Here is a 21,579-nt window from a genome sequence, read left to right as displayed (position 1 = left end):
GATCCGGAGCCCGTGACCGATACTCGTCCCAAGGCCCCGCCGGGAGATCTCGCCGCGCTGTTCGCCGAGACGGGCGTCCCGCCGTCCATGGTGACCAGGGCGCTGGCCCGGCTCGGACCCGACGCGGGCGCGCGGCTGCGCGAGGACCCGTGGCGGCTGCTGCGCGTCCCCGGCGTGGGGCCGAGGCAGGCCGACCACTTCGCCCGCGAGGTGCTGGGCGAGCGGGCGCGCCCGGACGACCGCCGCCGCGGCCGGTCCCTGGTCGGCTACCTGCTGGACGAGGCGGCCCGGCAGGGTCACACCGTCACCCCGCCCGCCGATGTGCTGACCGCCCTGGAACGGCTGCGCGTCCCCGATGCGCGCCGGGCGGTGGAGGACGCGCTCGACACCGCCGAGGTCATCGCGCTCACCGAGGAGCCCGACTTCGACGAGGCCGCGCTTGAGGACGGCGACCTGCCCGAGCCCGAGGAGACGCTGGGCCTGGCGCGCTGGGCGATGGCCGAGGAGGCCGCCGCCGAGGGCCTGGCCCGGCTGACGGCCACCGCCGGGCCGCTGCTGGACGACGCGACGATCAGAACGCTGCGGTCCGGGCTGCCGCAGGACCGCTCGCTGGCCCTGACCGCCGCGCTCCGTACCGGGGTGACCGTCCTGCGGGGCGCGGCGGACGACCTGGAGGACGCGGCCCGCGCGATCGCCGGGGCCGCCTCGGCCCACGGTGTCCGCGCGGCCGTCGCGGCCCCGACCGACCGCGCGGCGGCCCGTCTGCGGGGCGCGGGCGCCGCGTATCCGATCGGCGGCCTGCACGCGCTGCTGGAGCCCCGGCCGGACGCCGAGCCCGCCCCCGGGGCGCCTCCGGGCACCGTCGTGTACGGACGCGGCGAGCGGCGTCCCCTCGACCTGGACCTGGTGATCGTCACCGACGCGGCGGGCCTGGACGTCGAGCTGGCCGCCGTCCTCGTCGAAGCCTGCCCGGACGGCGCGCACCTGGTGCTGTGCGGGGAGCCCGGCGCGCTGCCGCCCGCCGGTCCCGGCCGCGTCCTGGACGACCTGGAGGCGTCCGAGACCGTCCCGGTGATCGCGCTGGAGCCGTCCGGGACGGGTCCCCTGGCGGCGCTCACCGCGGCCGTGCGGGGCGGGGAGCTGGTGGCGGTCGAGGCGCCCGGCAAGGAGGTCGTGATCGTCCCGGCGGCGAGCCCCGGCGAGGCCGTGCACCGGACCGTGCAACTGGTCACCGACTCGATCCCGCGCGCCCTGGAGATCCCGGTGGACGACGTGCGGGTCGTGGTGCCGTCGGCGGCGGGCGAGGCGGGGGCGGCGGCGCTCAACTCCGCGCTGAAGGAACGCCTCAACCCCGGTCCGGGCCGGTTCGGCGGCTTCGACCCCGGCGACCGGGTCCTGGTCGCCGCCCCGCTCCCCCAGGCCGCGGTGGGCGAGAACGGCACCGTCACCGGCGCCGACGCCACCGGTCTGCACGTGCGGTTCGCCGGAGGGGACGCCGTGATCCCGCCCGCTCTCACCGCGCGCCTGCGTCCCGGCTGGGCGGTCACGCCCGCGCTGGGACGCGGAACGCGCAGCCGGGCCGTCGTCGCCGTCTTCCCGCCCGGCGGGCCCGACGACGCCGCCGCCCTGTCACGGCCCCTGGTCGCGACCGCCTTCGGACTCGCCCTGGACCACCTGTCGGTCGTTCAAGGGGCGGGCCCGGCGCTGGCGAGGGCCGTCCGCGAACGCCAAGCGCCCCCACGGCGGACCCGACTGGCCCGCCTGGTGGTCCAGTAGCGGCTCAGGTGGTGCTGGGAGCGCCGATGGCGTGGAGGCCGCCGTCCACGTGGACGATCTCGCCCGTGGTGGCGGGGAACCAGTCGGACAGGAGGGCGACACAGGCGCGCGCGGTGGGCTCGCTGTCCTTGATGTCCCATCCGAGCGGGGCGGCCTGCGGCCACATCTCGGTCATGCCCTCGAAGCCGGGGATGCTCTTGGCCGCCATGGTCGCCAGCGGGCCGGCGGAGACCAGGTTGACGCGGATGCCCTGCGGGCCCAGGTACTTGGCCAGGTAGCGGGAGCACGACTCCAGACCGGCCTTGGCCACGCCCATCCAGTCGTAGACCGGCCATGCCACGGACGCGTCGAAGTCGAGGCCGACCACCGAGCCGCCGCCCTTCATGAGCGGCAGGCACGCCATGGTGAGGGACTTCAGCGAGTACGCCGAGGCGTGCACGGCGGTCGCCACGTCCTCCCACGGCGTCTCCAGGAAGGTCCCGCCCAGCGCGGTCTGCGGCGCGAAGGCGATCGCGTGCATCACCCCGTCCAGGCTGTCGAACCCGACGTCGCGCAGGGCGTCGGCCAGGCCGTCCAGTTGCTCGGTGCTGGTCACGTCCAGCGGCAGCACCGGCGGCGGGTCGTCCGGGCCGGACGGCAGGCGCTTGGCGGTGCGGGCGGTCAGCGTCGGCCGCGGGTAGGCGGTCAGGGCGACCTCGGCGCCCTCCTGCTGCGCGACCCGCGCGACGTGGAAGCCGATCGAGGCGTCGGTCAGGACGCCGGTGACCAGGATCCGCTTGCCTTCCAGGATTCCCATCGCCACGCCCCCTCAGTGCCCCATGCCCAGTCCGCCGTCCACCGGGATCACGGCCCCGGTGATGTAGGCGGCGTCCTCGCTCGCCAGGAACCGCACGGCCTTGGCGACCTCCTCGGGACGCGCCACCCGGCCCAGCGGGATCTGCTTCCGGATCGCGGCCTGCTGGTCCTCGGTGAGCACCCGCGTCATCTCGGTGTCCACGAACCCGGGCGCCACCACGTTCACGGTGATGTTGCGGGAGGCCAGCTCGCGGGCCAGCGACCGGGCGAAGCCGACCATGCCCGCCTTCGACGCGGCGTAGTTGGACTGGCCGGGCGAGCCGAGCAGCCCCACCACCGACGACACCAGGACGATCCGGCCGGTGCGCTTGCGCATCATGCCCTTCACGGCGCGCTTGGCGACGCGGAACGACCCGGTGAGGTTGGTGTCGAGGACGGAGGTGAACTCCTCCTCCTTCATGATGGCCAGGAGCGTGTCCTTGGTGATGCCGGCGTTGGCCACCACCACCTCCACCGGGCCCTGCTCGGCCTCGACCTTGCCGAACGCGGCGTCCACGTCCTCGGCGCTGGTCACGTCGCAGCGGACGCCGAACAGGCCCTCGGGCGGCTCCCCCGAACGGTAGGTGACCGCGACCGCGTCGCCCGCCTCCGCGAGCTCGCGGGCGATGGCGAGGCCGATGCCCCGGTTACCGCCGGTCACCAGGACTGAGCGACTCATCGTCGTACCCCTCGTCGTGCCGTTCCGCTGTGACTGACCGCGGGGACGCGCTGCCCGGGCCCCCCGCAACTGACGAGGAGCGTAACGGCCTACGCGGTGGTAACCAGATGTGCCGTTCCGACAAGATCCGCCGACCGGGCTTTGTTCCCCGGGCACGCCCGCCTGAGAGCACCTGAGGGAGGCGCCGCGGGGTAGGTTGCGAAGGGTGCATGACATCGATCCCGCATTCACCGCGCTGCCGCTGCGCGCGCTCGCCGACGCGGCGCTGAGCAAGGCCAGGGAGCTGGGCGCCGAGCACGCCGACTTCCGGCTCGAACGGATCCGCAGCCAGACGCTGCGGCTGCACGACGCCGCGCTGGAGACGGCGCTGGACGCCGACGACGTGGGCCTGTCGGTCCGCGTCGTGAAGAACGGCACCTGGGGGTTCGCCGCCGGAATCGACCTGACGCCGGACGGGGCCGCGCGTGTCGCCGCGCAGGCCGTCGAGGTCGCCGCGGTCGCCGCCGCGGTCAACCGCGAGCCGATCGAGCTGGCGCCCGAGCCGATGCACGGCGAGCGCGTCTGGGTCTCCGAGTACGAGGTCGACCCGTTCACCGTGCCGACCGCCGAGAAGGTCGCCCTGCTCGCCGAGCGCAGCCGGCTGCTGCTGGACGACGACCGCGTCGACCACGCCGACGCCACGCTGCTCCAGGTCAAGGAGAACAAGTTCTTCGCCGACCTGGCCGGGACGGTCACCACGCAGCAGCGGGTGCGCCTGCACTCGGTGCTGAACTCGGTCGCGATCGGTGAGAACGGCTTCGAGACGATGCGCACCCTCGCGCCGCCCGTCGGCCGCGGCTGGGAGTGGCTGACCGGCTCCCACTGGGACTGGGAGGGCGAGCTGGCCCGCATCCCCGAGCTGCTGGCCGAGAAGCTGGCCGCGCCGTCGGTGGAGCCCGGGTCCTACGACGTGGTCATCGACCCGTCCAACCTGTGGCTGACCATCCACGAGTCGATCGGGCACGCCACCGAGCTGGACCGCGCCCTGGGGTACGAGGCGGCGTACGCGGGCACCTCGTTCGCCACGCCCGACAAGCTGGGCACGCTGCAGTACGGCTCGAAGGTCATGAACGTCACCGGCGACCGCACCGCGGAGCACGGCCTGGCGACCATCGGCTTCGACGACGAGGGCGTGCAGACCCAGGCGTTCGAGATCATCAGCGCCGGGATGTTCACCGGCTACCAGCTCGACCGCCGGATCGCCCGGCTCACCGGCGCCGACCGCTCCAACGGGTGCGCGTTCGCCGACTCGGCGTCCAGCATGCCGCTGCAGCGGATGGCGAACGTGTCGCTGCAGCCGCTGCCCGGCGGCCCGTCCACCGACGAGCTGATCTCCGGGGTGGACCGCGGGATCTACATCGTCGGCGACAAGAGCTGGTCGATCGACATGCAGCGGTACAACTTCCAGTTCACCGGCCAGCGCTTCTACCGGATCGAGAACGGCCGGCTGGCCGGGCAGCTGCGGGACGTGGCCTACCAGGCCACCACCACCGACTTCTGGAACTCGATGGAGGCGGTGGGCGGCCCGCAGACCTACGTGCTGGGCGGCGCGTTCAACTGCGGCAAGGGCCAGCCGGGGCAGGTCGCCCCGGTCAGCCACGGCTGCCCGTCCGCGCTGTTCCGCGGCGTCAACATCCTCAACGCGCTGAAGGAGGCCGGCCAGTGAGCGTGCTGCGCCCGCAGGAGGCCGTCGAGCGGGTGCTGGAGCTGTCCCGCGCCGACGACTGCATCGTGATCGCCGACGAGTCCAGCACCGCCAACCTGCGCTGGGCCGGCAACACGCTGACCACCAACGGGGTGACCCGGTCCAACCGGCTCACCGTGATCGCGCTGCGCGGCAAGGGGGACCGGGTCGCGGCCGGGGTGGTGTCGCGCACCGCCGTGGGCGCGGACGACCTGGAGGACCTGGTGCGCGCGGCCGAGGCGGACGCGGCCGGGAACGAGCCGGCCGAGGACGCCGCGCCGCTGCTCGGCGAGCCGGTGCCGGGCGCGGGCGCGTGGGACGACCCGCCCGCCGAGACCGGGATCGGGGTCTACGAGGGGTTTGCTCCCGCGCTGGGCGCGGCGTTCGAGGAGGCCGAGGCGGGCGGGCGGAAGCTGTACGGGTTCGCCAACCACGTGCTGACCTCGACCTTCCTGGGGTCGTCGGCGGGGCTGCGGTTGCGGCACGACCAGCCGACCGGGCTGCTGGAGCTGAACGCCAAGGGCGCGGGCGGCTCGACGTGGGCGGGCGTGGGCACCCGCGACTTCACCGACGTGGACGTGCCGGGCCTGGCCGCCGGGCTGGCGCGCAGGCTGGAGTGGGGCGAGCGCCGCGTCGAGCTGCCCGCCGGCCGGTACGAGACGATCCTGCCGCCCAGCGCGGTCGCCGACCTCATGATCTACCTGTACTGGTCGGCGGGCGCGCAGGACGCCTACGACGGGCGGACGGTGTTCAGCGCGCCGGGCGGCGGCACCCGGGTGGGCGAGCGGCTGACCGAGGTGCCGCTCACGCTATCCAGCGATCCCCGGGCGCCGGGGCTGGAGGCCGGCCCGTTCGTGATCGCGCACGCCTCCGGCCGGGACACGTCGGTGTTCGACAACGGGCTGGGGCTGGCCGCCACCGAGTGGATCTCCGGCGGGACGCTCAACGCGCTCATCCAGACCCGGCGGTCGGCGGAGCGCACCGGGCTGCCCCTCACCCCCGTGATCGACAACCTGACGATGTCGGGGCGGGACACGTCCGCGTCCCTGGACGACATGGTGGCGCGCACGGAGCGGGGGCTGCTGCTGACCTGCCTGTGGTACATCCGGGAGGTCGACCCGCAGCGGCTGCTGCTGACCGGCCTCACCCGCGACGGCGTCTACCTCGTGGAGGGCGGGGAGGTGGTCGGCGCGGTGAACAACTTCCGGTTCAACGAGAGCCCGGTGGACCTGCTCGGCCGTGTCACCGAGGCGGGCGCGACCGTGCCGACCCTGCCGCGCGAGTGGTCGGACTACTTCACCCGCGCCGCGATGCCCGCGCTGAGGGTCGCCGACTACAACATGTCGACGGTCTCGCAGGCGTCCTGAGACCGCCGCGGAGAGGCCCCGGCCCCGTCCCGCCGTGAAAGGGAGGGAGCCGGGGCCCTCGCGCGTCCCTCGGGGTGTTCAGGCGTCCTCAAGGCGGAAGCCGACCTTCAGGCCGACCTGGTAGTGCGCCACCTCCCCGTCCACGATCTGCCCCCGCACCTCGGTCACCTCGAACCAGTCCAGATGGCGCAGCGTCCGCCCGGCACGCCTGATCCCGTTGCGCACGGCCTCGTCGACGGAGACCGGCGAGGTGCCGACGATCTCGGTCACCCGGTAGGTGCGGTCGGTCATAGGCCCTCCCCATATCGCGTGCGTCTGCCCCAGGGCATACCGTGGAACCGTGAAGCTCATTCCCCGCCGTGGCCCAGAGGTCTACACCGTGACCAACGCGCCGAAGCCGATGTCGGAGGACATCCGCTACCGGCAGCGGCGGTACCTGATCTCGATGGGGGTGCGCACCGGCTGTTTCATCGCCGCGGTGATCACCGCGGCGGCCGGGGCCCCGGTGTGGGTGGCGGGCGTGCTGATCGTGGGGGCGGTGTTCCTGCCGTACCTCAGTGTGATCTACGCCAACGGCGGCCGGGAGCCGCAGCCGAAGCCCCGGTTCGGCGAGCCTGATGGCGTCGGCGGCCCGCACCACAAGGGTATTTCCGGTCGGCGTCCGGAAATCGGGTCGTGACTTTCTCTTGACTAAGGGCGGGGGGGTTCGGTGTACGATTTGTACCGGCGCTCTGGTCCCCCGTCGGAGCGCCCGTGCCGGTGTTCCGGGCCCCCGTCGGAACACCGATGACGCGACGCCGGGTGGATTGCCCCCGTATCCACCCGGCGTCGCTTTTACTTTGCGCGCGGGGCACCCCGCCGGGCCGCTCCTCCTCACTTAGCGCCTGATCCCAGGCCGACAAGGCCCAACGCTGGCCTTGTCCGGCCACGGCCCGGAACCGCACCGCCTCCGAGGCGGATCCGAGGCGGATCCGCACCGTGTGAAGCCCGTCGGAGAATCCCATCGATCCTGGCGGGCGCCGTCTGCGTACCCCTGGATGGAACCGCTGCCGCATACCGCTTGACGAGCGCTCGGGAAGGGGTGAGCATCACTACCCCCAGGTCGAGACATATCTAGTTTGTGTCTCATGATCCGCCCCATCGGCCCCGCGAAGGTGGCAGTCGTGATGATCACGGGTAACCGGCCATGAACGGCCACGACGACGTCCCCGAGTGGCTTCCGGATCCCCCGCGGGGACAGGATCCTCCGCCCGAGCCGAGGCCGCCGCGCGGCTACGGCGGTTTCATGGGCGCCTCCGACGCCGGAGGCGCCGTCCCCCGGTTCCGGTCGTCCGAGAACCCGCCCGGGAACCCGCCCGAAGGCGGCGGGCCCTCGCGGCCGCCGCTCGGCGAGGCGGGACCGTCCGGCCACCGCCTGGCGTCGCCGACCGTCCCGTCCAGGCCGGGCGCCACCGGTCCCGGACGGCATGTCGCCCCGGGCCGCTCCCTTCCGCGCGGCACCGCGTTCTGGGGCCCGATGGCCGGCGCCGCCGTCCTGACCCTCCTGGCGGGCCTGGGCGTGTACGCGCTGGCCTCCGGAGGGCCCTGTACGGGGGCGGACGCGCTCCAGCTGAACCTGGCGGCGGCGCCCGAGATCGCGCCGGCCGTCACCAAGGCCGCCGGGCGCTTCAACGACGACCGGAACGAGGTCGGGGACCGCTGCGTCCGCGTCAGCGTGCGCGCCGCCGACCCGGTGGCGGTGTCCACCCTGCTGTCGGGACGGGGCGTGGCCGGGGTCACCGAGAAGCCGGACGTGTGGATCCCCGACTCCTCGCTGTGGACCGTTCTCGCGCGTGCGCCGTCCACCGCGTCCGGTGGCCGGCAGGGCACCGGCACGATCACCACCCTGCGGTCGATCGCGTCCACCCCGGTCGTGGTGGCCACGCCCGCCGGGGTCGCGCGGCGGCTCCAGGGCCGGGGCGGCGCCCGGCCGTCCTGGCAGGCCCTTCTCGTGGCGGCCGGAGCCGGCGCGGGCACGGGCCCGGGTACGGGGTCCGCGATCCCTCCCGGCTCGGTGAAGCTGAGGGTCCCCGACCCCAACCGCACCGCGACCGGGATGGCCGCGCTGATGCTGGCCAACATCCTGCTGGGACGGCAGGACGAGGGCAGCGCGCAGTTCACCGGCGCCGTGCGGACGCTGCGGGAGGCCGTGACGCCCTCGGTGCAGGCGGAGTTCGCCTCGTTCCGGCAGGACCGCCAGGGCCGCCACCCGATCGCGCTGGCGCCGGAGCAGGCGGTGTACGCCTACAACGGGGGCGGGCCGGAGGAGCAGGCCGTCGCGGTGTACCCGTCCGAGGGCACGCTCGCGATGGACTACCGGATCACCGTGGTCGGGCGCGCCGGGGACCGGGACGCCGCCGCCAAGGCCGCCGCCGCGCGCCTGCTGGAGAAGGAGCTGACCGGCGACGACACCCGCGATGACCTGATGGAGCGCGGATTCCGGGCGCCGTCGGGCGCCGCGCCCGAGTCGTTCGGCGACCGCGCCGGGCTGGACCCGCGCCCGCCCCGCCTGCTGAGCCCCCCTTCCCCGGCGGACGTGCAGCGGATCATGCAGTCCTGGGCGCGGCTGTCGCTGGGCATCCGGATGCTCAGCGTGATCGACATCTCCGGCTCGATGAACGAGGAGGTGGAGCCGGGCGTCACCCGGTTGCAGTCCACGGTGCGGGCCGCCCAGGCCGGGCTGTCGCTGCTGCCCGACGACAGCGAGCTGGGCCAGTGGGTGTTCTCCACCGAGCTGGTCGGCGAGCAGGACTGGCGGGAGCTGGTCAGCGTGGGGCCACTGGGCGAGCGGCTGGGCTCCTCCACCCGGCGGCAGCTGATCCTGTCGGCCTTCAGCCAGATCCGGGCCAAACGCAACGGCGGCACGGGCCTGTACGACACGACCCTGGCCGCGTTCGACTACATGCAGCGGACCTACAAGCCCGAGTTCGTCCACTCGGTGCTGCTGTGGACCGACGGCCGCAACCTGGACAGGGAGGGGGCGTCCTTGAAGGAGACCTTGGACACGCTGCGCCGCTCCTACGATCCCGCGCGCCCGGTCCAGGTGTTCATGTTCGGCTATGGCAAGGACGTGGACGTCGACGAGCTCCGCCGGATCACCCAGGCGACCCGCGGCGACGTGGTGGTGGCCCAGACTCCGGGGGAGGTGCGCAAGCTGTTCCTGCAGTCCCTCTCGCGCCGCATCTGCGCCCCCTCCTGCTAGACGCCCCGCTACCAGAGGCACGGCGCCCGTTCCCGCCGCCGGAGCGCACCCCGCGTTCCGGACGTTCCCGGGTTGATTCTAGAATCCCGTTCAACGTAGCTTGGCGTTCCAGTAGATAAGGGACATTCGGGATCGAGGAGCGGGGCCGTGCGCCGAACCGTGTTCAACAAGGACCATGAGGCGTTCCGGACGATGATCCGGGACTTCATCGCCGCCGAGGTGGCTCCCGTCTACGACGAGTGGGAGAAGGCCGGGCACCCGCCCCGCGACTTCTACAACAAGCTGGGCGAGCTCGGCGTGTTCGGCATCCAGGTCCCCGAGGAGTACGGCGGCGCGGGCGAGACCAGCTTCAAGTACCAGCTCGTGATCTCCGAGGAGTGCGCCAGGGCCGCGGTGGGCTTCGGCGGCTACGGCGTGCACGTCAACCTGGTGCTCCCGTACCTGCTGAAGTACGCGAGCGAGGACCAGAAGAAGCGCTGGCTGCCCGACTTCATCTCCGGCGACATGATGATGGCCATCGCGATGACCGAGCCCGGGACCGGCTCGGACCTCGCGGGCATCCAGACCACCGCCAGGCGGGACGGCGACCACTACATCCTCAACGGCGCCAAGACCTTCATCACCGGCGGCGTGCTGGCCGACCGCGTGCTGGTGGTGGCCCGCACCTCCCCCGCCACCCCCGAGAACCGCCGCGCAGGCCTGTCCATCCTCGCCGTCGACACCAAGAGCGAGGGCTACACGGTCGGCCGCAAGCTGGAGAAGATCGGGCTGCGCGCCTCCGACACCGCCGAGCTGTCCTTCACCGACGTGCGCGTCCCGGTCGAGGACCTGCTGGGCGAAGAGGGCCGCGGGTTCGAGTACCTCACCCACAACCTGGCCGAGGAGCGCCTGGGCATCGCCGTGTCCTCCTACTCGTCCGCCGCGGCGGCGATCGAGTTCGCCAAGAGGTACGTCCAGGAGCGCACCGTCTTCGGCAAGCCCGTGTCGTCGTTCCAGAACACCAAGTTCGTCCTGGCCGAGTGCGCCACCGAGGTGGAGGCCGCGCAGGCGCTCGTGGACCGCTGCGTGGAGGCGCTGGACGCCGGTGAGCTGACCCCGGCCGACGCCGCCAAGTGCAAGCTGTTCTGCACCGAGGTCGAGGGCCGTGTCATCGACAAGTGCCTGCAACTGCACGGCGGCTACGGCTACATCCTGGAGTACCCGATCGCGCGCCTGTACACCGACGCCAGGGTCACCCGGATCTACGGGGGGACCAACGAGGTCATGAAGACCATCATCGCCAAGGACCTGCGGGTCTGAGCCGGGACCACGGCACGGACGGACCGCACGGCAGCAACGAAAGAGGAAACGCCATGAGCGAGAGCAAGGTCGCCATCGTCACGGGCGCGGCGCGCGGGATCGGAGCGGCCACGGCGGTGCGGCTGGCCCGCGACGGGTTCGCGGTCGCCGTCTGCGACCTCGACGAGGCCGCCTGCGCCGGGACGGTGGAGGCCATCGAGAAGGACGGCGGGCGGGCGCTGGCCGTGGGGGTGGACGTCGCCGACTCCGCGAAGGTGTCGGCGGCGGTGGAGCGGGTCGCCGCGGAGCTGGGCCCGCCGCTGGTGCTGGTCAACAACGCCGGGATCATCCGCGACAACCTGCTGTTCAAGATGACCGAGGACGACTGGGACGCGGTCCTGGCGGTGCACCTGCGCGGCGCCTTCCTGATGAGCCGGGCCGCGCAGGCGTACATGACCAAGGCGGGCTGGGGCCGGATCGTGAACCTGTCGTCCACCTCGGCGCTGGGCAACCGGGGTCAGGCGAACTACTCGGCGGCCAAGGCCGGCATGCAGGGGTTCACCAAGACCCTGGCGATCGAGCTCGGCAAGTTCGGCGTCACCGTGAACGCGATCGCGCCCGGGTTCATCGTGACCGACATGACCGCCGCGACCGCCGAGCGGGTCGGCGTGGACTTCGAGGTGTTCCAGCAGGCCGCGGCCAAGGAGATCCCGGTGCGCAGGGTCGGCCGGCCCGAGGACATCGCCGCGATGGTCTCGTTCTTCGCCGGTGAGGAGTCCTCGTTCGTGTCGGGGCAGGTCATCTACGTCGCGGGCGGTCCCAAGGCGTGAGGCCGGCCGGCGGGCGGCAGGGGATGTGACAGCCGGCCCGCCAGCACCCGCGGCGCGTCGACGAGGGACGGGCCGTACCAGGTCAGGTGGCGGCCGTCGACCAGGGCGCACGGAAGGCCGGGGAAGCTCTCCGGCCCGTCGCCGGCGGTGAACCGGTACGGCTCGTCCGGAAGCACGACCAGGTCGGCGCCCGCCGCGTTCAGCTCCTCGATCGGGATCTTCGGGTAGCGCTCGGGGTGGCCGGCGTGGACGTTGGCGACCCCGAGCCGGTCCAGCACGTCACCGGTGAAGGTGGCGCGTCCCACCACCATCCAGGGACGCCGCCAGATCGGGATGACGGCCTTCCGGCGCGGTTCGAGCACGGGGGGCCGCGACCAGGCGCGCGCGGCCTCGTCCAGCCAGGCGGGGGCCGGGACGCCGCACGCCTCGGTGAGCATCCGCCGCAGCGACACGAGCGCCTCGTCCACGGTGCGGATCTCGGTCATCCAGACCGGGATCCCGCGCTCCCGCAGCGCCTCGACGTCGGCGGGGCGGTTCTCCTCGGTGTTGCCCACGACCAGGTCGGGACGCAGCCCGGCGATCCGTTCCAGGTCGGGGTTCTTGGTGCCGCGCACCCTCGGGACGTCCAGGCCGGGCGGATGCGAGCACCAGTCGGTCGCGCCGGCCAGCAGCCCCGGCGCGGACACGGCGATCGTCTCGGTGAGCGAGGGCACCAGCGAGACCACGCGGCGCACCCGGCCGGGCAGCGGGACCGCGGCGCCGGTGTCGTCCCGGGGAGACCGCTCAGACATTGCGCCGGTACTGGCCGCCCACCTCGAAGAACGCCTCGGTGATCTGCTGCAGGCTGCACACCCGCGCCGCGTCCATCAGGACGGCGAAGACGTTCTCGCCGGAACGGGCCGCCTCCTTCAGCGCCTCCAGGGCCGCCGGCGCCTCGTCGCGGTGGCGGGCCTGGAAGTCCCGGACCCGCTCAAGCTGCGACCTCTTCTCCTCCTCGGTCGCGCGGGCGAGCTCCAGCGGCTTGCCGCCGCCCTCGTCCCCGGCGCCCTCCGGCGGGCGGAAGGTGTTGACCCCGATGATCGGCAGCGAGCCGTCGTGCTTGCGCCGCTCGTACAGCATCGACTCGTCCTGGATGCGGCCGCGCTGGTAGCCGGTCTCCATCGCGCCCAGCACCCCGCCGCGCTCGCTGATCCGGTCGAACTCGGCCAGCACCGCCTCCTCGACCAGGTCGGTCAGCTCGTCGGTGATGAACGAGCCCTGCATGGGGTTCTCGTTCATCGCCAGGCCCCACTCCCGGTTGATGATCATCTGGATGGCCAGGGCGCGGCGCACCGACTCGGCGGTGGGCGTGGTCACGGCCTCGTCGTAGGCGTTGGTGTGGAGGCTGTTGCAGTTGTCGTAGATGGCGATGAGCGCCTGCAACGTGGTGCGGATGTCGTTGAAGTGCATCTCCTGGGCGTGCAGGGACCGGCCCGAGGTCTGGATGTGGTACTTCAGCTTCTGGCTGCGCTCGCCCGCGCCGTACCGCTCCCTCATCGCCACCGCCCAGATGCGGCGCGCGACACGGCCCAGGACCGAGTACTCGGGGTCCATGCCGTTGGAGAAGAAGAAGGACAGGTTGGGCGCGAAGTCGTCCACGTCCATGCCCCTGGCCAGGTAGGACTCCACGTAGGTGAACCCGTTGGCCAGGGTGAAGGCCAGTTGGCTGATGGGGTTGGCCCCGGCCTCGGCGATGTGGTAGCCGGAGATCGACACCGAGTAGAAGTTGCGGACGCCGTTGTCGATGAACCACTGCTGGATGTCGCCCATCATCCGCAGCGAGAACTCGGTGGAGAAGATGCAGGTGTTCTGGCCCTGGTCCTCCTTGAGGATGTCGGCCTGGACGGTGCCGCGCACCGTGGTCAGCACCCGCCTCCTGATCTCCTCGGCCTCCTCGGGGGACGGTTCGCGGCCGTTCTCCTCGCGGAAGGCGTCCAGCCTCTGGTCGATCGCGGTGTTGAGGAAGAACGCCAGGATGGTCGGCGCCGGCCCGTTGATCGTCATCGACACCGAGGTGGTGGGGGCCGACAGGTCGAACCCGTCGTACAGCGCCTTCATGTCGTCCAGCGTGGCGATCGACACGCCGGACGTGCCGACCTTGCCGTACACGTCGGGACGTTCGCCGGGGTCGCGCCCGTACAGGGTGACCGAGTCGAACGCGGTGGACAGGCGGGTCGCGGGCTGTCCCTCCGACAGCAGCTTGAAGCGCCGGTTGGTGCGGAACGGGTCGCCCTCGCCCGCGAACATCCTGGCCGGGTCCTCGTTGTCGCGCTTGAACGGGAACACGCCGCCGGTGAAGGGGAACCTGCCGGGCAGGTTCTCATTGCGCAGGAAGCGCAGCAGCTCGCCGTGGTCCTCGTAGCGGGGCAGCGCGACGCGCGGGATGCGGGTGCCCGACAGCGACTCACGGGTCAGCGGCGTGTGCAGCTCCTTGTCGCGGATCCTGACGACCTGCTCGTCCCCGGAGTACGACTCGACGACGGCGGGCCAGGTGGCGATCAGCTCGGCGCACTCGGGGGTCACCTCCCGGCGCGCCCGCTCCAGCAGCGCGCCGACCTCCTTCGCGGCGTCCCCCGCGCCGGTCTCGGAGAGCTCGGCGCGCACCTGCTCCAGCCGCTGGACGCGCCGTACCGCCGCGATCTGCCGCTGCGTCTCGGCGTGGTAGCCGCGCACCGTCTCGGCGATCTCCGACAGGTAGCGGACCCGGTTCGGCGGGACGATCTGCGCGGCGCCCGTGGAGACCCTGGTGTCCACCCGGGGCAGCACGCCGCGCTCGATCCCCAGCAGGCCGGTCAGATGCTGGTAGAGCGCGGTGACGCCGTCGTCGTTGAAGGTGGCGGCGCTGGTGCCGAAGACCGGCATCTCCTCGGGCGACCGGCTGAACTCCTCGCGGTTGCGCAGCATCTGCCGGGACACGTCGCGCAGCGCGTCGGCCGCGCCCCGCCGCTCGAACTTGTTGATCGCCACCACGTCGGCGAAGTCCAGCATGTCGATCTTCTCGAGCTGGGACGCGGCGCCGAACTCGGGCGTCATCACGTACAGGGACACGTCGGCCAGCGGCACGATCGCCGCGTCGCCCTGCCCGATGCCGGGGGTCTCCAGGATCACCAGGTCGTATCCGGCGGCCTTGCACGCCTCGATCACGCCGTCGATGCCCTCGGGCAGCTCGCGCGCCCCGCGGGTGGCCAGGGACCGGAAGAAGACGTGGTCGCCGTCCAGGGAGTTCATCCGGATGCGGTCGCCGAGGAGGGCGCCGCCGCCGCGGCGCCGGGTCGGGTCCACGGCCAGGACGGCGACGCGCAGCTTGTCCTGCCGGTCGACGCGCAGCCGCCGGACCAGCTCGTCGGTGAGGGACGACTTGCCCGAGCCGCCGGTCCCGGTGATGCCGAGCACGGGAACGGACCTGCGCGCCGCGGCCTCCGCGATCGCGCGCCGGTCGCCGTCGGGGAGCCGGCCGGCCTGGAGGCAGGTGATCGCCCGGGCCAGCGCCCGCCGCTCCCCCGCCAGGACCGCCTCGACCGGGACGGGCTCGGCCGCCAGGTCCACGTCGCAGTCGCGGACCAGCTCGTTGATCATTCCGGGCAGGCCGAGCCGCTGGCCGTCCTCCGGGGAGAAGATCCGCACCCCGGCGCGCGCCAGCCGCTCGATCTCCTCGGCGACGATCACGCCGCCGCCCCCGCCGAAGACCTTCACGTGGCCCGCGCCGGCCTCGGCCAGGGACCGCGCCAGGAACTCGAAATACTCGATGTGCCCGCCCTGGTAGGACGAGATCGCCACGCCCTGGGCGTCCTCTTCGAGCACCGCGTCCACGACCTCGCGGACGGAGCGGTCGTGGCCGAGGTGGACGACCTCGGCGCCCTGCGACTGGAGGATGCGCCGCATGATGTTGATGGCCGCGTCGTGCCCGTCGAACAGGGCCGCCGCCGTGACGAACCGCACCGGATGCTCGGGAACGTGCATGCCGATCCCCCGCCCTCCCAGGCCCTTTGTCATCCAATATTTGGAAGCTAAAATAGTTTCCATGACCGAGCCCGTCAAACCCCTCGACCCGATCGCCGAGGCGCACCGCCAGTGGAGCGCCCGGTGGCCGGAGCACGCCGACCGCATGGCGGCCGTGACCTCCGTCATGCGGGCCCAGCAGCTGCTGCTCAGCGTGATCGAGGCGGCGCTGAAGCCGTACGGGCTGACCTTCGCCGCCTACGAGGCGCTGCGGCTGCTGGCCTTCGCCCGCACCGGCACGCTGCCGATGGGCAAGATCGGCACCCGGCTGATGGTGCATCCGGCCTCGGTCACCAACGTGATCGGGCGGCTGGAGCGGCGCGGCCTCGTCGAGCGGCGCCCGTCACCGGACGACCGGCGGGTGGTGCTGGCCACGATCACCCCGGCGGGCCGCGAGCTGGCCGAGGAGTCGACCGCCGCGCTGCACGAGGCGGACTTCGGGCTGCCCGGCCTCGGCTCCGAGGACGCCGCCGCCATCACCGCCGCCCTGCACGCCGTCCGCGTCTCGGCCGGGGACGTGCCGGGCTGAGGAACGTGCCGGGCCAGGGAACGCGGCGGGCTAGCCGCGCTCGCGCACCCAGGCGTCGATGAGGTCGGCGGCCTGGGGACGGGACGCGGGCAGGTAGTGGTCGTCCTTGATGAACTCCAGCCGCTTGTCCTCGGCGGCGAGGGCGCCGTGGATCGCGCGGGCGTCGCTCTCGTACACGCCGGTGTCGGCGGTCGCGTGCACCACCAGGGACGGGACGGTGATCCGCGCCAGGTGCGGCGCGGCGGCGCACTGGGACGTCCGCAGGCTCCACATCGACAGCCAGGTGCGCAGCGTGCACACCGAGCCGATGCCGAAGACACCGTAGTTGGCGGTCGCGGGATCACCGAGGTAGCAGCGGTTCGGCACCCGGTCGGACGGCTCGATCGCCGGGTCGATCATCCGCAGGTCCGCCCATGTCCGGTGCACGTTGAACAGCCTGTCGCGGGCGCGTGCCCGGGTGCCGGCGAGCGCGTCGAGCTGGGCGAGCACCCAGTCGGTGATGCGTTCGTTGCGCTCGCGCTGCGCCTGCCTGTACCGGGCCTGGAAGTCGGCGCCGAACGGCGGGCCGTTGGCGGGGTCGAACGGGTCCAGGTCCGGGTCGGCCGACAGCACGTCGTTCTCGTCGACCACCGAAGGGTCCATCCAGGCCGTCAGGACCTCGGGACGTCCCGAGTGGGCGGCGAGCGCGACGAACAGATCGCCCGCGGGCAGGTCCTCGATCGCCTCGACCGGCCGCATGCCCGCGACCGGGCGGACGCTGGGCTCGGCGGCCTGCGACTGGTAGGCCGCCATCAGCGAGCCGCCGCCGGAGTTGCCGAGCAGGACGATCCGCTCCGCCCCCGCCTCCTCGCGCAGCCACCGGACGCCCACACCGATCTCGGCGAGCGCGTGGTCGAGCAGGAAGTACGCCTCGTTGCCGCGGAACCGGGTGTTCCAGCCGAGGAAGCCGTACCCGCGCTCGGCCAGATGGGAGGCCAGGTAGTGCTCGGAGAAGTCGACGTTGTAGTGGGTGGCGATGAAGGCGGTGCGCGGCGGTGGCCCGCCGGCCGGGCGATGGTAGACGCCCTGGCAGGGATGGCCGCCCGCGCCCGCGCGTCCGACCAGCGGGGACGGCAGGCCGACGAACTCCCTCGTGATCGCGGTCACCCCGGCCCTCCTTCACCGAACGTCGTTCTGTAACCTAGCCGGGTGAGCGCCCCCGTGAGCAAGGACCTGGACAAGGATCTGCCGCCGCTTGTCGCGGCCTCGTTCTACGAACCGCTCGGCGACGGGCGTTTCGCCAGCACCGCCGCCACCGCCGGGCCCTGGTCGCGCGGCTTCCAGCACGCCGGGCCGGTCTCGGCGCTGCTCGGCCGCGCCTTCGAACGGCACGAGCCGTCCCCCGGCCTGCGGGTGGCGCGGCTGACGATGGAGATCCTCCGCCCGGTGCCCGTGGCGCCGCTGGAGGTGACCGTGCGGACCGTGCGGCCGGGACGCCGGATCAACCTCCTGGAGGCCGAGCTGTCGGCCGAGGACGGTCCCGTCGCCCGCGCCACCGCCTGGCGGATCGCCGCCGCGCCCGCGCACCTGGAGCCGACCGCCCACACCCCGGTCCCTCCCCCGGTGCCCGCCGTCCCGACCGTCCTCGGCACCGCCTGGCCCGGCGCGAACATGGCCGGGTACCTGTCGTGCATCGAATGGCGGGTCGTCGAGGGCTCGTTCGCCCGCCCGGGACCGGCGGCGGTGTGGGCGCGGTCGCGGCTCCCGCTGGTCGCCGGGGAGGACGACACGCCCCTGGTGCGCGCGCTCACCCTGGCCGACAGCATGTCCGGCGTGGGCAGCCAGCTCGACTTCGCCAAATGGCTGATCATCAACACCGACCTCACCGTGGCGCTGCACCGCGATCCCGAGGGCGAGTGGATCTTCATGCGGGCGCGGGTGCACACCGATCCGGGCGGCTGCGCCATGGCCGAGGCCGAGCTCGCCGACCCCTCCGGCTGGTTCGGCAGCGGCCTGCAGACCCTTCTGGTGGACGCCCACGCGTCCGGTTAGTCTGCGGAGATCGGCCGGCACGACGGGGTGCCGGTGACGGGTCGGCAGGGGCGCGGCAATGCACGACGACGAGGCATCCCTCACCTACGGGAGCTATCTCCGGCTCGACCGGCTGCTGGACTGCCAGCGGCCGCGCACCGGGGCGCATGACGAGCTGCTGTTCGTGATCATCCACCAGGTGTACGAGCTGTGGTTCAAGCAGATCCTCCATGAGGCCGCGCTGCTCCAGCGGCTGCTGGAGGAGGGCGGCAGCGCCAGGGCGCTGCACACCGCGCGGCGGATCGCCAAGATCCTCAAGACGGTGGTCGGGCAGCTGGACATCCTGGAGACGATGACGCCCCGGCAGTTCGCCGCCTTCCGGGACGCGCTCGGCACGTCGAGCGGCTTCGAGTCGTACCAGTTCCGCGAGCTGGAGGCCGTGCTGGGGCGGCGCCGGTTCCCCGCCTCGGACCTGCGCGACGACCCGCGGCTGCGGGCGGCGGCGCGGCGCAGGTCGATGTTCGACTCGCTGCTGCGCTACCTGGACGGGCACGGCTACCCGGTGCCCCGGTCGGCGCTCGACCGTGACCCCTCGCGGCCGTGGGAGCCCGATCCGCGCGTCCAGCGCGCGCTGCTGGAGGTGTACGCCGACGAGAGCGGCCCGGCGGCCGAGGTGTGCGAGGCGCTGGTGGACGTGGACGAGGGCATTCAGGAATGGCGGTACCGGCACGTCAAGATGGTCGAGCGGACGATCGGCGCCAAGATCGGCACGGGGGGCTCCGCCGGGGCGGACTACCTGCGCTCCACCCTGTTCAGGCCCGCGTTCCCCGACCTGTGGGAGGTCCGCTCGCAGATCGAGGAGACGGTGATCCAGGATGAGCGGGACCGATGAGCGGGACTGAGGCGCCTCGCGCGCGGCGGGTGGCGGTCGTCGGCGCGGGGCTGGCCGGCTGCCTGCTGGCCACGCTGCTGGGACGGCGCGGCGTCGAGGTGACGGTGTACGAGCGGCGCCCCGACCCGCGGATCGCCGGGGCCGAGCGCGGGCGCTCCATCAACCTGGCGATCTCGGCGCGGGGCCTGGCGGCGCTGGAGGAGGTGGGCCTGCGTGAGCAGGCCCTGGAGCGGGCGCTGCCGATGCACGGCCGGATGGTGCACCCCCGGGCGGGCGGACGGCACGCGGCACCGGACTTCCAGCCGTACAGCGCGGACGGCAGGCGCGCGATCAACTCGATCAGCCGGGCCGAGCTGAACGCCGCGCTGCTGGACGCCGCCGAGTCCACGCCCGGGGTGACGCTGCGGTTCTCCCGGCGGGTCACCGGGGTCGCGGGCGGGCGGCTGATGATCGACGGCGTCCCGGGCGACGCCGCGGACGTGGTCCTGGCCGGGGACGGCGCCTACAGCGCGGTGCGCGGGTCGCTGGACGGCATCGAGGCGGGCCAGGACTTCCTGGAGCACGGCTACAAGGAGCTGACCGTCCCGCCGCGCGATGGCGAGTTCGCGCTGGACCCGGACGCGCTGCACATCTGGCCGCGCGGGGACTCGATGATGATCGCGCTGCCGAACCTGGACCGCTCGTTCACCTGCACGCTGTTCTGGCCGCGCGACGACTTCGCCGCGCTCGACACGCCCGGCAAGGTCCGCGCCCACTTCGCCAGGCACTATCCGGACGTGGCCGGGCTGATGCCCGCGCTCACCGACGACTTCGAGCACAACCCCGTCGGCTCGCTGGTCACGGTGCGTTGCCGGCCCTGGGTGCGGGAGGTGGACGGCACCCTGGTCGCGTTACTCGGCGACGCGGCCCACGCGATCGTGCCGTTCTTCGGGCAGGGCGCCAACTGCGCGTTCGAGGACTGCATCGAGATCGACCGGTGCCTGACCGAGACCGGCGGGCGCTGGGACCTGGCGCTGGCGCTCTACCAGGACCGCCGCAAGCCCAACACCGACGCGATCGCCGAGATGGCGCTGGACAACTTCGTGGAGATGCGCGACCGGGTCTCCTCGCCGGTCTACAAGGTCGCCCACGCCGCGCAGCACGCCCTGGAGCGCGGTCTGGCCGGACGGTACGTCTCCCGGTACGAGCTGGTGTCGTTCACGACCGTCCCGTACGCGCGGATCCCGGCCAGGGTCCGCAAGCAGAACCTGATCCTCGCGGCGGTGGCCGGGGCGCTCACCCTCATCGCGGGGAGCGCGGCGGCCCTGCTCGGGCGGGCGCTGTGCCGCCGCTCCCGCCGGAGCCGGTGACGCGGCTCCGGCGGTGCCCGGCCGTGAGGTCGGCCACGGCGGCGCCCAGCGCCGACAGCACGAACGCCAGGATGACCACCAGGCCGTGCCGGAACGCCAGCGCCCAGTCGCCGCCGCTGTTGGCGACGGTCGCGAAGAACATCGCGCCGACCGCGGCGATGCCGCAGGCGGTGCCGATCCGCTGGCCCGTCTGGAGCACGCCGCCCGCGCTGCCGCCCCCGCCGGGCGGCACCTGCGACAGCGTGATCGTCTGGTTGGGCGAGATCACGAACCCGCTGCCCACCCCGGCGAGGAGCAGCGGCGCCGCGATGTACCAGGCCACGCCCCGGCCCGGGTGCGCCTCCACCGCCAGCCACGCGGCGCCGAGCCCGGCCAGGACCACCACCAGTCCCGCGGCGACCAGCTGGCGGCCCCAGCGCGACACCAGCCGCCCGCCCGCCGCGGCCGCCACCGCCGAGCCCAGCGCGAACGGCGTGATCGCCAGCCCCGCCTCCAGCGCGCTGTAGTCCAGCCCGTTCTGCAGGTAGAGGGTGAAGATGAAGAAGATCGCGGTGAACCCGGCGAAGTAGAGCAGCCCGATCGAGGAGCCCAGCGCGTACGAGCGGAACCGGAACAGCCGCACGTCGGCCATCGGTGAGGGGTGGCGGCGCTCCCACGCCACCCAGCCGGCCAGCACCGCCGCGCCCGCCGGGACCAGCGCCCATTTCAGGGGGCCGTGCCACTGCCGTTCCTGGAGGAACGGCAGCATGATCGCGACGACGCCGAGGCCGAGCAGCACCACGCCCACCGGGTCCAGGCTCTCCCGCCTCCGCCGGTCGGCGGGCACCGGCGGGGGCAGCAGCCGCCAGGCCAGCGGCAGCGCGGCCAGGCCCACCGGGACGTTCACATAGAAGATCCACCGCCAGCCGTGCTCCTGCCCGCCCAGGGCGATCAGCGCGCCGCCCAGCAGCGGGCCCACCGCCATCGCCAGCCCGATCGTGGTGCCCAGCGCGCCGAACGCCCGGCCCCGCTCGGCGCCGCCGAACAACTGCTG

Annotated in this window: 18 protein-coding genes; 11 read left to right on the top strand and 7 right to left on the bottom strand. The window is 73.1% G+C overall.

The window, feature by feature from the left end; all coding sequences use genetic code 11:
• The first annotated feature begins 12 nt into the window (after positions 1-12).
• Positions 13-1,776, top strand: a complete 1,764-nt coding sequence (locus ACGWYJ_RS25045; RefSeq protein ID WP_395108770.1) for a helix-hairpin-helix domain-containing protein — start codon at positions 13-15, stop codon at positions 1,774-1,776.
• Positions 1,777-1,780: 4 nt separating this feature from the next.
• On the opposite strand, the gene fabI is transcribed toward ACGWYJ_RS25045, so the two are convergent.
• Together fabI and fabG (ACGWYJ_RS25035) are read right to left on the bottom strand one after the other, a co-directional pair.
• Entirely contained in the window at positions 1,781-2,572 is a 792-nt protein-coding gene (gene fabI, locus ACGWYJ_RS25040) for an enoyl-ACP reductase FabI (RefSeq protein WP_395108769.1), read from the bottom strand.
• A 12-nt stretch (positions 2,573-2,584) separates the two neighbouring features.
• On the bottom strand, positions 2,585-3,289 hold the full coding sequence (fabG, locus tag ACGWYJ_RS25035) for a 3-oxoacyl-[acyl-carrier-protein] reductase (RefSeq protein ID WP_395108768.1): 705 nt from the start codon (positions 3,287-3,289) through the stop codon (positions 2,585-2,587).
• A gap of 205 nt (positions 3,290-3,494) precedes the next feature.
• Here fabG (ACGWYJ_RS25035) and ACGWYJ_RS25030 point away from each other — a divergent pair, with 205 nt between their 5' ends.
• Both ACGWYJ_RS25030 and ACGWYJ_RS25025 read left to right on the top strand, forming a co-directional pair.
• Positions 3,495-4,994, top strand: a complete 1,500-nt coding sequence (locus tag ACGWYJ_RS25030) for a TldD/PmbA family protein (RefSeq protein ID WP_395108767.1) — start codon at positions 3,495-3,497, stop codon at positions 4,992-4,994.
• A 5-nt stretch (positions 4,995-4,999) separates the two neighbouring features.
• The gene (locus ACGWYJ_RS25025) at positions 5,000-6,379 is read left to right on the top strand and encodes a metallopeptidase TldD-related protein (protein ID WP_395108804.1); all 1,380 of its coding nucleotides are present in this window, start codon (positions 5,000-5,002) and stop codon (positions 6,377-6,379) included.
• Positions 6,380-6,457: 78 nt separating this feature from the next.
• Here the strand turns inward: ACGWYJ_RS25025 and ACGWYJ_RS25020 are convergent, their stop codons facing one another.
• Complete coding sequence (locus tag ACGWYJ_RS25020) at positions 6,458-6,670, bottom strand: dodecin (protein ID WP_285697997.1); 213 nt, start codon at positions 6,668-6,670, stop codon at positions 6,458-6,460.
• A gap of 49 nt (positions 6,671-6,719) precedes the next feature.
• Between ACGWYJ_RS25020 and ACGWYJ_RS25015 the strand changes: the two genes are divergently transcribed.
• From ACGWYJ_RS25015 to fabG (ACGWYJ_RS25000), 4 genes are all read left to right on the top strand, one after another.
• Complete coding sequence (locus ACGWYJ_RS25015) at positions 6,720-7,058, top strand: DUF3099 domain-containing protein (protein ID WP_395108766.1); 339 nt, start codon at positions 6,720-6,722, stop codon at positions 7,056-7,058.
• A 507-nt stretch (positions 7,059-7,565) separates the two neighbouring features.
• Positions 7,566-9,620, top strand: coding sequence for a hypothetical protein (locus ACGWYJ_RS25010; protein WP_395108765.1), 2,055 nt, complete (start codon positions 7,566-7,568; stop codon positions 9,618-9,620).
• Between the two features lie 147 nt (positions 9,621-9,767).
• Positions 9,768-10,919 (top strand): acyl-CoA dehydrogenase family protein, encoded by a 1,152-nt coding sequence (locus ACGWYJ_RS25005; RefSeq protein WP_395108764.1) that lies wholly within the window; start codon positions 9,768-9,770, stop codon positions 10,917-10,919.
• A 53-nt stretch (positions 10,920-10,972) separates the two neighbouring features.
• Positions 10,973-11,728 carry a 3-oxoacyl-ACP reductase FabG gene (fabG, locus tag ACGWYJ_RS25000; protein WP_395108763.1) on the top strand — a complete coding sequence of 252 codons (756 nt, stop codon included), beginning with the start codon at positions 10,973-10,975 and terminating at the stop codon, positions 11,726-11,728.
• On the opposite strand, the gene ACGWYJ_RS24995 is transcribed toward fabG (ACGWYJ_RS25000), so the two are convergent.
• On the bottom strand, positions 11,701-12,519 hold the full coding sequence (locus tag ACGWYJ_RS24995; RefSeq protein WP_395108762.1) for a helical backbone metal receptor: 819 nt from the start codon (positions 12,517-12,519) through the stop codon (positions 11,701-11,703). The genes fabG (ACGWYJ_RS25000) and ACGWYJ_RS24995 overlap by 28 nt on opposite strands.
• Complete coding sequence (gene icmF / locus ACGWYJ_RS24990; protein ID WP_395108761.1) at positions 12,512-15,727, bottom strand: fused isobutyryl-CoA mutase/GTPase IcmF; 3,216 nt, start codon at positions 15,725-15,727, stop codon at positions 12,512-12,514. The genes ACGWYJ_RS24995 and icmF overlap by 8 nt, the downstream gene beginning before the upstream one ends.
• A gap of 61 nt (positions 15,728-15,788) precedes the next feature.
• Here icmF and ACGWYJ_RS24985 point away from each other — a divergent pair, with 61 nt between their 5' ends.
• A complete protein-coding gene (locus ACGWYJ_RS24985; RefSeq protein ID WP_395108760.1) occupies positions 15,789-16,295 on the top strand; it encodes a MarR family transcriptional regulator in 507 nt (168 codons plus the stop codon).
• A 30-nt stretch (positions 16,296-16,325) separates the two neighbouring features.
• On the opposite strand, the gene ACGWYJ_RS24980 is transcribed toward ACGWYJ_RS24985, so the two are convergent.
• Positions 16,326-17,441, bottom strand: a complete 1,116-nt coding sequence (locus ACGWYJ_RS24980) for an alpha/beta hydrolase (RefSeq protein WP_395108759.1) — start codon at positions 17,439-17,441, stop codon at positions 16,326-16,328.
• Between the two features lie 42 nt (positions 17,442-17,483).
• Between ACGWYJ_RS24980 and ACGWYJ_RS24975 the strand changes: the two genes are divergently transcribed.
• Genes ACGWYJ_RS24975 through ACGWYJ_RS24965 form a run of 3 tightly spaced genes read left to right on the top strand, consistent with a single transcriptional unit; the run spans position 17,484 to position 20,546 of the window.
• Positions 17,484-18,326 carry a thioesterase family protein gene (locus tag ACGWYJ_RS24975; RefSeq protein ID WP_395108758.1) on the top strand — a complete coding sequence of 281 codons (843 nt, stop codon included), beginning with the start codon at positions 17,484-17,486 and terminating at the stop codon, positions 18,324-18,326.
• A 58-nt stretch (positions 18,327-18,384) separates the two neighbouring features.
• Entirely contained in the window at positions 18,385-19,197 is an 813-nt protein-coding gene (locus ACGWYJ_RS24970; protein WP_395108757.1) for a tryptophan 2,3-dioxygenase, read from the top strand.
• On the top strand, positions 19,194-20,546 hold the full coding sequence (locus ACGWYJ_RS24965) for an FAD-dependent oxidoreductase (RefSeq protein ID WP_395108756.1): 1,353 nt from the start codon (positions 19,194-19,196) through the stop codon (positions 20,544-20,546). Before ACGWYJ_RS24970 ends, ACGWYJ_RS24965 begins: the two co-directional genes overlap by 4 nt.
• Here ACGWYJ_RS24965 and ACGWYJ_RS24960 read toward each other — a convergent pair.
• On the bottom strand, positions 20,479-21,579 hold a 1,101-nt coding region (locus tag ACGWYJ_RS24960; RefSeq protein WP_395108755.1), incomplete at its 5' end, for an MFS transporter. The two genes, ACGWYJ_RS24965 and ACGWYJ_RS24960, sit on opposite strands and share 68 nt — an antisense overlap.

Source organism: Actinomadura sp. SCN-SB (assembly GCF_043906805.1).
Taxonomy (GTDB): domain Bacteria; phylum Actinomycetota; class Actinomycetes; order Streptosporangiales; family Streptosporangiaceae; genus Spirillospora.
This window is presented reverse-complemented; position numbering and strand designations above follow the sequence as displayed.

Bases quoted from the DNA above. Each gene is read 5' to 3' on its own strand.
- fabI (WP_395108769.1), bottom strand. From the start codon at position 2,572: ATGGGAATCCTGGAAGGCAAGCGGATCCTGGTCACCGGCGTCCTGACC.
- fabG (WP_395108768.1), bottom strand. From the start codon at position 3,289: ATGAGTCGCTCAGTCCTGGTGACCGGCGGTAACCGGGGCATCGGCCTC.
- ACGWYJ_RS25020 (WP_285697997.1), bottom strand. From the start codon at position 6,670: ATGACCGACCGCACCTACCGGGTGACCGAGATCGTCGGCACCTCGCCG.
- ACGWYJ_RS25010 (WP_395108765.1), top strand. From the start codon at position 7,566: ATGAACGGCCACGACGACGTCCCCGAGTGGCTTCCGGATCCCCCGCGG.
- fabG (WP_395108763.1), top strand. From the start codon at position 10,973: ATGAGCGAGAGCAAGGTCGCCATCGTCACGGGCGCGGCGCGCGGGATC.
- ACGWYJ_RS24995 (WP_395108762.1), bottom strand. From the start codon at position 12,519: ATGTCTGAGCGGTCTCCCCGGGACGACACCGGCGCCGCGGTCCCGCTG.
- icmF (WP_395108761.1), bottom strand. From the start codon at position 15,727: ATGCACGTTCCCGAGCATCCGGTGCGGTTCGTCACGGCGGCGGCCCTG.
- ACGWYJ_RS24985 (WP_395108760.1), top strand. From the start codon at position 15,789: ATGACCGAGCCCGTCAAACCCCTCGACCCGATCGCCGAGGCGCACCGC.
- ACGWYJ_RS24970 (WP_395108757.1), top strand. From the start codon at position 18,385: ATGCACGACGACGAGGCATCCCTCACCTACGGGAGCTATCTCCGGCTC.
- ACGWYJ_RS24965 (WP_395108756.1), top strand. From the start codon at position 19,194: ATGAGCGGGACTGAGGCGCCTCGCGCGCGGCGGGTGGCGGTCGTCGGC.